Source organism: bacterium, assembly GCA_026708055.1.
Classification (GTDB): Bacteria; Actinomycetota; Acidimicrobiia; order Acidimicrobiales; family CATQHL01; genus VXNF01.
The window spans coordinates 52,997-60,964 of the sequence record JAPOVS010000047.1; the positions used below are offsets into that span (position 1 = coordinate 52,997).

Consider the following 7,968-nt stretch of genomic DNA (forward strand, 5'->3'; position numbering starts at 1 on the left):
TCTGCCCCTACGAGGCCGCCTCGGCGAAGTGCGACTCCTCCATCATGGCCTGCAGCTTGAACAGCCCGAAGGCCGGCGGATCGGGCAGCGGAATCGCCACGGGACACTGCTCCAGGCGGGCGTGGGTGGTCGGGCTGCCGCGCAGGATCTGGGCGTCCCACTCGGGCCAGTCCGACGGCTGGCTGCGGGCCATGATCGGCCAGGCGTCGGCCGCGGTGTAGCCGTGCAGCAGGAGTCGCCGCTGCTGGTCGGTGTGGTTCTGGGCCGAGCCGTGCAGCAGCCGGACGTGGTGCAGCGAGATGTCGCCGGGCTGCAACTCCACCGGCACCACGTCGGCGGGGTCGAACTCGCCGGGCCGCACGCCACCCACGAAGCGCCCGTTCTGGCTGTGGTCGTAGGCGCGGCCTGCGTGAGTGCCGGGCACCACCAGCATGCAGCCGCTGGCCTCGGTGCACGGATCGATGGCGATGCCGACCTCGAGGACCGAGTCGTTGGTGTGCGGGTAGTAGCCCCAGTCGGTGTGCCACTCGCCGATCCCGCCGCCACCGGGCTGCTTGGCGTTGAGCTTGGAGTGCATCCAGCGGATGTCACCGCCGATGAGGTCCTCGGTGACGTCCAGGATCCCGGGATGCGCCAGCATCTTGGCGAACGTCTCGTGGTTGGTGTGCGGGCTCTTGATCCGGCGGATCAGCGGCGGCCCGTCCGCCAGGTGCGGGGCGTCGTCGAGTTCGATGACGTCGGAGTCCTCGGTCAGCTCGAGGGCCTGACGGGCGAAGAAATCGCAGGTGTCGCGCAACTCCGCCAACTCCGCGGCTGTGAGCGCGTCGCGCACGATCAGGTAGCCGTCGCGCTCGTAGGCATCGATCTGGGTTGCGGTCAGAGCCATGGTGCCTCCCGGTGGTGTCGTCTCCACGATAGGCCGGCGGCCACGGCTGCGGCCACGTCCCGGGTCTCCCGCGGGCAACTCCGCCCGCCGCCGGAGCCGTCAGGGCCGGATCGCCAGGACCACCCCCGTCTCGAGCGTCACAGTGGCCTCGGGAGCCGTGAAGACGTTGCTGACGCCGCGGGTGGAGCCCGCCTCCAGGGTCTCGCCTTCCAGGGCCCATGCCAGGCCCGTGGTGCGCACCCCGGTTGCGGGACCCCCGCAGGCCAGGAGGGTGACGACCCGGCCCACCTTCCCGCTGACGGTCTGCCGCCCCCGCACGACCCACAGCCGGGCCGGCCCCATGAGGGCGTCCACCCGCACCGGGGCCAGATCATCGCACGTCAGCGCCGCCACGTTGGCCAGGAAGTGATCGAGGCGCCCGCCGGAACCGCCCACGACGGTGATGCTCCCCGCACCCCTGTGATGGGCCTCGGCAAGGGCCAGAGCCAGGTCGGTGGCATCCTTGTCGACCGGGAAGCGGCACTGCTCGGCGACCGCGGCAGCCGCTGCCGGCGTGACCGAGTCGAAGTCGCCCACGATCACGTCGGGGAGCACCCCGAGGCCCCGGGCCACATCGGCACCCGAGTCGGCCGCCACGACCAACTGCGGGGGCGCCAACTCGCCGAGCAGGTCGGGATCGGGTGGCTCACCCCCGGTGACGATCCAGGCGTGCAGGCTCACGGCGGCGAGGCCGGTTCGGGGGAGCAGGCCGGCGGGCGCGCCGCGGTGGTTACGGCGCACCGACGGCGCTGGCACATGAGGCGGCTCCGGGGCACACTGTTACTGTCCACTGCGCAGGCGCTCTGAGCCAAATCGGGGGAGGGAATGAAGGCCGTACAGGTGACCGCCCCGGGCCGGTTGGCCTACACCGAGGTCGCCGAACCTGCCGACGGCGCAGCCGGTTCCGAGGCGCTGGTCCGCGTCGAGACAGTCGGCATCTGCGGCACCGACGTGAAGATACTCTCGGGCGGCATCCCGGTCAGCTACCCGCGGGTCATGGGCCACGAGATGGTCGGCGAGGTCGTCGACGGCGGCGCAACGGGGGTGCCCACCGGCCAGCGGGTCATGATCGATCCGGCCATCTCCTGCGGCTCGTGCGCGCTCTGCCGGGCGGGCCGGACGAATCTGTGCCTGCACGGCGGGCTGCTGGGACGCGACGCCGACGGGGTCTGGGCCGAACTCGCGACGGCGCCGGCGAACCGGCTGCTCCCGGTGCCAGCACACCTGGGAGCCGAGGCGGCGGCGATGGTGCAGGTGGCCGGCACGTGCGTGCACGCCCAGCGGGCCGCACCGGTCTTCCCCGGCGACACCGCCCTCGTCATCGGGCTGGGCGTGAGCGGCCTCATCTTCACCCAGTTGCTGCGGGCGGCGGGGGCAGAGGTGATCGGTGTGACCCGCTCAGCGTTCAAGCGAGAGTTGGCGACGGCGTTCGGGGCGGTGGCGACGGCCGCGCCCGGCGAGGCCGCCGCGGTGATCGCGGAGGTCACCGACGGCCAGGGCGTGGACTTGGCGGTCGAGGCCGTCGGGACCGAGGGCACGGTCACTCTCGCCATCGAGTCGGCCCGCATCGGCGGCGAGATCCTGGTGTTCGGCACGGTGACCGGCGGCGGCACCGCCGGCCTGCCCTACTACCAGCTCTACTTCAAGGAGCTGACTGTCCGGAACCCCCGCGCGGCCATCGCCGACGACTACGCCCGCGCCATCGAGCTCGCCGCCTCCGGGGTGCTCGACCTCGAGCCGATCGTCAGCGACCGGGTCGGTCTGTCCGACGTCTCCCACGCCTTCGAGCGGGTGCAGAGCCCTGACTCGCTGAAGGTGTTGATGCCCGTCGGCTGACGCCGGCGGGTGCAAGATCGGACGGAAATCCTCGACGTGTCACGCATCCGGATCGACCGGGAGGGAACCGGACCGCCACTCGTGCTGGTCCACTCGTTGCTGACCGATGCCCGCGCCTTCGACCCTGTCGCGCCGCGACTGGGCGGCCGGTTCGAACTCCACCGGGTCTGGCTACCGGGCTTCGGCGCCTCCGAGCCGCTCGCCGATCCCTCACCGACGCTGTTCGACATCTCCGAGTCCCTCGCCGAGGCTCTGGAGGCTGCCGGCCTCACCGGTCCCGAGGTGGCGGTGCTGGGCAACGGCTTCGGGAGCTTCGTGTGCGTGGCGCTCGCCGCTGCCCACGGTGACCTCTTCGGACCGCTGATCGTGGCGAACGGCGGCGCCGCCTTCTCCGAGCCGCGCCGCGCCGCCTTCACGACCATGAGCGACCTGGTCAGCGACTCGGGCATGGAGGCCGTCGTGGAGACGGCGGTGCGGCGCATCTTCACCGCCGAGTACCTCCAGGCGCATCCCGAGGCCGTGGCGGAACGGCGCGGCGTGCTCCTGGAGATCGATCCGGGCTCGTTCGCCGCCTCCTGCCGGGCGCTGCGCGACATGGACCTGCGCCCGCGGCTCGGCGCCATCGGCAACCCGACCCTGGTGATCGCAGGCGCCGCTGACGCCACCACCCCGCCGGAAATGGGCGCCGAACTGGCCGCCGGCCTGCGCGACGCCGAGTTCGTCGTACTGGAGAACTGCGGGCACTGCCCCCCGCTGGAGAGCCCCACGGCGTTCTGCGAGGCGCTGGAGGACTTCCTGGCGCGGAGGAGTGCGTCCTGATGACGGGGATGGCTCAGACAGGCCGGTATTCGATGAGCGACGAGCGGCCGGAGATCGCTGCCACCCGCACCTGGGACTCGGCTCCAGCGGCGTCCATCAGATGCATCTCCTCGTCGCCCGGGCGAAAGGGAACGGGCTGCTGCCGACCACCGTCTATGGCAATGTTGGACGCGTAGAGGTACGTCCGGTCGCTCGTGTCGAGAATCGGATTGAGGCGGCCGGCAAGGCCGGGGATGTGTCCCGTCCCCTCGGCGAAGACGATCGAGCCGCCGCCGGGCAACGGGGCCAGTTCAATGGCGAGCCCCCGCTCCGCCGGGATCCAGTGGCGCTCCACACTCGCGGCACACCCCTCGGCGGCGGCGAACACCGTCATCGGCAGGTGAACCGAGTGCAGGTCGAGGCACGCTTCGCCGGCGTCGTCGGTGCCGGCGCGCCGCCACGTATTGTTCGGGAACAGCGCCAGCACATCGGCGCCCGCGAGCGGAGCGCCGTCCCGGCGGACCGTGATGACGACGCTCGCCGGATCGGAGTCGGGCTCGGCCGCCGGCACCGTGAGGCACAGTTCCGAGCTGTCGATGAGCCGGAACTCGGGTTCCCGACCGGTGAGTTCGCGAGTGCAGCGGCGGATGAGCGGCACGCCATCACCGCGCCGCTCCATGAAGTACCGCCTGCCTTCCGATCCCTCGACGGCCCGCGCCTCCATTCGGCCGAGCACCGAGGCGAGGACCTCGTTCCGGGTCGACTGCCGCTCGCCCATGCTCTCGATCGTGAGGTTGTTCGGCAGCGAGCCAGGCGAGCAGAGCTCCAGCCGGTCCGAGAACATCGACAGCCGGATGCGGCTGCCGCGGATCGAGTAGTCGCGGTGCACCACCGCGTTCACGAGCGCCTCGAACAACGCCTGCGCGCTGTACTCGGGCAGGTCCTCGCGGGCGGGCGACTTGCGAGCGCCGACACGCATATTGCGCACGGCGAAGGCAAGCGCCCCGGTGATCTGGCGGTCTATCGGCCCAGTAATCTCCTGCGCGTCGAGCGGCCGCGAGGCTCGATCCTCACCCCGGTAACGGACGGCGGTGACGACGGCGTTGGGGAGGTATTCCTCGGGGTGTTCGGCGCAAAGAAGGACACCGGCCACGGTTGACCGGGTGGCACCGTGTTCGTCGGTCGCGAGCAGACCGAGCTTCTCCAAGGCAAGTTCGGGGTCGGCAAGACCCTCGGCGCTCAGCAACGGCCTCCAACGCTGCTCGTCTAGGGTGGCGAACCCCGTCCCGACGACGGTCTGCCGGTCGAAACCGCCGAATCGGGCCTGGCCGCGCCGCTGCGCCAGCCGCATCCGCTCGTCGGGTGTCATCGGCTGCTTCGAACTCCCGGCTCTGATGTAGCTGCCACCGGGGCTGTCGTGCTGGGCGTGTCCTTCGGGGACCGCGACAGCCAGCAGGAAGCGTCCGTCCAACTCCCAGCGGTGCGTCTCGGTGCGGATGGTCGGCTTGATAGCGTCCCTCGTGATCTCTCCTATGAGGCGTTCCACCGCGTCAAGCTGATCGCGGGTCATCCCCTGCACCTCGCCGTCGTCGGTGACACCGAGCAGCACCACGCCGCCGCTTGCGTTCGCGAAGGCGGCGATCTCGTCGGCCCAGTCGTCGCGCTGACGGCGGACAGGCCGGCTGCCTCGGAACTCGACCTGCTTGAACTCCCAGCCGCTGTCCTCGCCCAGCCGCAGCCGGCTCCGGATGTCGTCATCTGTGTAGGACATCGTCATCGCTATCACGCCCCTCGTGGCAACGCTAGCTGCGGTGTCGGGGCCGGTCGTCCTCCCGGGGCGACTGGCCTAGTCGCCCCGGGAGAGAGCCGCCCGCTCCTCAGGGGGCTCGCTGCCGGCCCGTTGAGCCGCTCCCCGACCTCGAGCCCGGAGACGGGCCGCCAGCAAGGGTGTCGGGGTGGACCGTACTGGACTTGAACCAGTGACCTCTCGCGTGTGAAGCGAGCGCTCTACCAGTCTGAGCTAACGGTCCGGGAGATGCAGGATTCTACGGCCGTGCACCCGCACGGGCCACCCCGTAGTGGTGATCCACGATCTCGGGGTAGCTGCGGGAGAAGTAGTTCCAGAGCTGCTCGCCGTAGGTGGCCGGCCGGTAGTCGCTGGCCATGTCCCCGACGCCGGCCTGCAGTTCCTCCCTGCGGGCCATGAAGCCGGCGTTGGCATGGTGGGCGCTGGCGGCCACCGCCTCGGCGAAGCGGGCATCCAGCGGGAGCGGATCCAGGGACGCCTCCAGCGACGGGCCGTAGAAGTGGCCGCTGGCATAGCGCTCAGCCGTCGAGATCACCCGGTGGGGGGTGGCCACGAGGTAGTTGCCGGTCATGGCCTGCAGGCTCTCGCCGAGGTTGACCACCAGCGAGCCCCCCACGAGCGGCACGTCGATCCACTGCCCGGCCGGGTTCTGCACCTGCAGCCCGGACGTGCCGCCGGTCGACAGGATCGTGAGGAACCCGGTGTCGTGGTGGGCGTTGACCCCGGCCGCACCCGGCGGCGTGGCCGGGTAGTGGATGAACTTCGTGAGCGACATGGGCTCGTCGCCGATGAACCGGTGGAGATGGTCCGGCGGCAGCCCTAGGCCGCTCCAGAGAGCTCCCAGCAGCCGCGCGGCGACCCCGCCGAGGGCCGCGGACCAGCGGTTGCTGAGGGCCTCGTGGCCGGCGAGCACATCGGCGGGGAGCCACTGGTTGGGCCCCAGCAGCCGCAGGTAGTCGGGCGCCACGTCTCGGCTGCGGGCCGGCCATTCGGACCAGCAGTCGATCTGCTCGCGGATGTCGGGGCGGTTGTTGGTGTATTCCGTCCCGACCGGCTCCCAGCCCCTGAAGTGGCGCGACGCCCGCTTGTCGATCAGCCGCTTGGCGTGTTCGGGGAGGCTGAAGAAGCGGCGCATCATCTCGAAGACGGCACCGTGCAGCTCCTCGTCGACACCGTGGTTGACGACGAGGACGAAGCCGACCTGATGGCAGGCCGTCGTCAGTTCTTCGGCGAGCGCGCGCGGCGGAGCGCCGGTGGCGAGGGGCGCCACGTCGATTACGGGGATGCTCTCGAACGCCGCCGCGGCCATCACACGAGTCTAGGGATCAGGAGGGTCGGGCGTCCCCGGATTCCTCCATGAGCGCCAGCGCCAGGCGTTCCAGGCCGGCCACGCGGCTGGCCTTGACGAGCACCGCATCGCCCCGGCTCAGCGGCCCGAGCGCCGCGAGTGCCTCCGCAGCATCGGCCAAAGGCGGCGTACCGTAGGCCGCCTCGTTCACCGCCAGGAGTTCGATGCCCAGCGCGGCGGCCAGGTCGGCGACCCCGGCATGCTCGGCTGCGTGGCGCTCGCCCAGTTCGGCCATCACACCGAGGACGGCCACGCGCCGACGCGCCGGCGCGGCCGCCAGGGAGTGGAGCGCCGCGGCCACGGACGCGGGATTGGCGTTGTAGGCGTCGTTGATGATCAGCGCGCCGGTCGCGCTCGTGCCGACCGCCATCCGCCACGGGGACAGTTCGGCCCGCCCCAGACCAGCCGCCACGGCCTCGATGCTGACCCCCAGGACCAGGGCCGCCGCCGCCGCCCCCAGGGCGTTGTGCGCGTTGTGCAGACCGGCGGCGCGCAGCCGCACCGGCGCCCGGCCCCACGGCGTCACCATCACGAAGGAGGGCCGGAGCGCGCCGTCGAGGGTCGAATCGGCGGCCCGCACGTCGCCGGCACCGAACCCGTAGCCGACGACCCGCGCCCCGGTCCGGGCCGACATGGCCGCCACCCGGTGGTCGTCGGCGTTGAGAACGGCGGTGCCCGTCGCCGGGAGGGCGGCCACCAGGTCGGACTTCTCACAGGCGACCGCCTCGAGGGTGCCGAACGCCTCGGTGTGGGCGGCGCTCACAGCGGTCACCACCGCCACGTCGGGCCGGGCGAGCGCCGCCAGGTCTGCGATCTCGCCGGGCGCGTTGGTGCCGATCTCGGCGATCAGCGCCCGCTCGGTGCCCGTGGCGCCCAGCAGCGTGAGAGGCACGCCGATGCTGTTGTTGAACGAGGCCGGGCTGGCGTACACGGTGCCCGCCACACCGAGCGCCGCCGCCAGCAGATCCTTCGTGGACGTCTTGCCGACCGAGCCGGTGATGCCCACAACCGTCCCGGCGAAGCGATCCCGGGCCGCGGCGCCGAGCTGCCCCAGCGCCACCTCGGTGTCGGCAACCGCCACCAGCGGCGCGGCGACGGTCCCCAGCCCGTCCAGGCGGTCCCGGCGCGCCAGGCAGGCGGTCGCGCCCGCCGTCACGGCGTCACCGATGAAGTCGTGACCGTCACGCTCAGCAACGAGCGGCACGAAAAGCTCCCCCGCTCGCAGAGTCCGGGAATCCACCGAGACCCCGTCAA

General features: G+C 71.6%; 7 protein-coding genes and 1 tRNA gene. 2 read left to right on the forward strand and 6 right to left on the reverse strand.

Going from position 1 to position 7,968, the window contains the following annotated elements; genetic code table 11:
- Positions 1-7: 7 nt before the first annotated feature.
- Both OXG55_10270 and OXG55_10275 read right to left on the reverse strand, forming a co-directional pair.
- Positions 8-886, reverse strand: coding sequence for a phytanoyl-CoA dioxygenase family protein (locus OXG55_10270; GenBank protein ID MCY4103628.1), 879 nt, complete (start codon positions 884-886; stop codon positions 8-10).
- A gap of 99 nt (positions 887-985) precedes the next feature.
- Positions 986-1,606 (reverse strand): thiamine diphosphokinase, encoded by a 621-nt coding sequence (locus tag OXG55_10275; protein MCY4103629.1) that lies wholly within the window; start codon positions 1,604-1,606, stop codon positions 986-988.
- A 144-nt stretch (positions 1,607-1,750) separates the two neighbouring features.
- On the opposite strand from OXG55_10275, the gene OXG55_10280 reads away from it, so the two are divergent.
- Both OXG55_10280 and OXG55_10285 read left to right on the forward strand, forming a co-directional pair.
- Positions 1,751-2,761, forward strand: coding sequence for an alcohol dehydrogenase catalytic domain-containing protein (locus OXG55_10280; protein MCY4103630.1), 1,011 nt, complete (start codon positions 1,751-1,753; stop codon positions 2,759-2,761).
- A gap of 36 nt (positions 2,762-2,797) precedes the next feature.
- Positions 2,798-3,580 carry an alpha/beta fold hydrolase gene (locus OXG55_10285; GenBank protein ID MCY4103631.1) on the forward strand — a complete coding sequence of 261 codons (783 nt, stop codon included), beginning with the start codon at positions 2,798-2,800 and terminating at the stop codon, positions 3,578-3,580.
- 13 nt (positions 3,581-3,593) lie between these two features.
- Here OXG55_10285 and OXG55_10290 read toward each other — a convergent pair whose 3' ends face one another.
- The 4 genes from OXG55_10290 to murF form a co-directional block, all read right to left on the reverse strand.
- The gene (locus OXG55_10290) at positions 3,594-5,336 is read right to left on the reverse strand and encodes a putative DNA binding domain-containing protein (protein MCY4103632.1); all 1,743 of its coding nucleotides are present in this window, start codon (positions 5,334-5,336) and stop codon (positions 3,594-3,596) included.
- 179 nt (positions 5,337-5,515) lie between these two features.
- A tRNA-Val gene (locus OXG55_10295) sits at positions 5,516-5,589 on the reverse strand.
- Between the two features lie 15 nt (positions 5,590-5,604).
- Complete coding sequence (locus OXG55_10300; protein MCY4103633.1) at positions 5,605-6,675, reverse strand: isopenicillin N synthase family oxygenase; 1,071 nt, start codon at positions 6,673-6,675, stop codon at positions 5,605-5,607.
- Between the two features lie 16 nt (positions 6,676-6,691).
- Positions 6,692-7,968, reverse strand: a 1,277-nt coding sequence (gene murF / locus OXG55_10305) for a UDP-N-acetylmuramoyl-tripeptide--D-alanyl-D-alanine ligase (GenBank protein MCY4103634.1), incomplete at its 5' end; no start/stop codon positions are given.

Excerpts from the sequence above, each read along its gene's own strand:
- OXG55_10270 (MCY4103628.1), bottom strand. The coding sequence starts at position 886 with ATGGCTCTGACCGCAACCCAGATCGATGCCTACGAGCGCGACGGCTAC.
- OXG55_10280 (MCY4103630.1), top strand. The coding sequence starts at position 1,751 with ATGAAGGCCGTACAGGTGACCGCCCCGGGCCGGTTGGCCTACACCGAG.
- OXG55_10290 (MCY4103632.1), bottom strand. The coding sequence starts at position 5,336 with ATGACGATGTCCTACACAGATGACGACATCCGGAGCCGGCTGCGGCTG.
- OXG55_10300 (MCY4103633.1), bottom strand. The coding sequence starts at position 6,675 with ATGGCCGCGGCGGCGTTCGAGAGCATCCCCGTAATCGACGTGGCGCCC.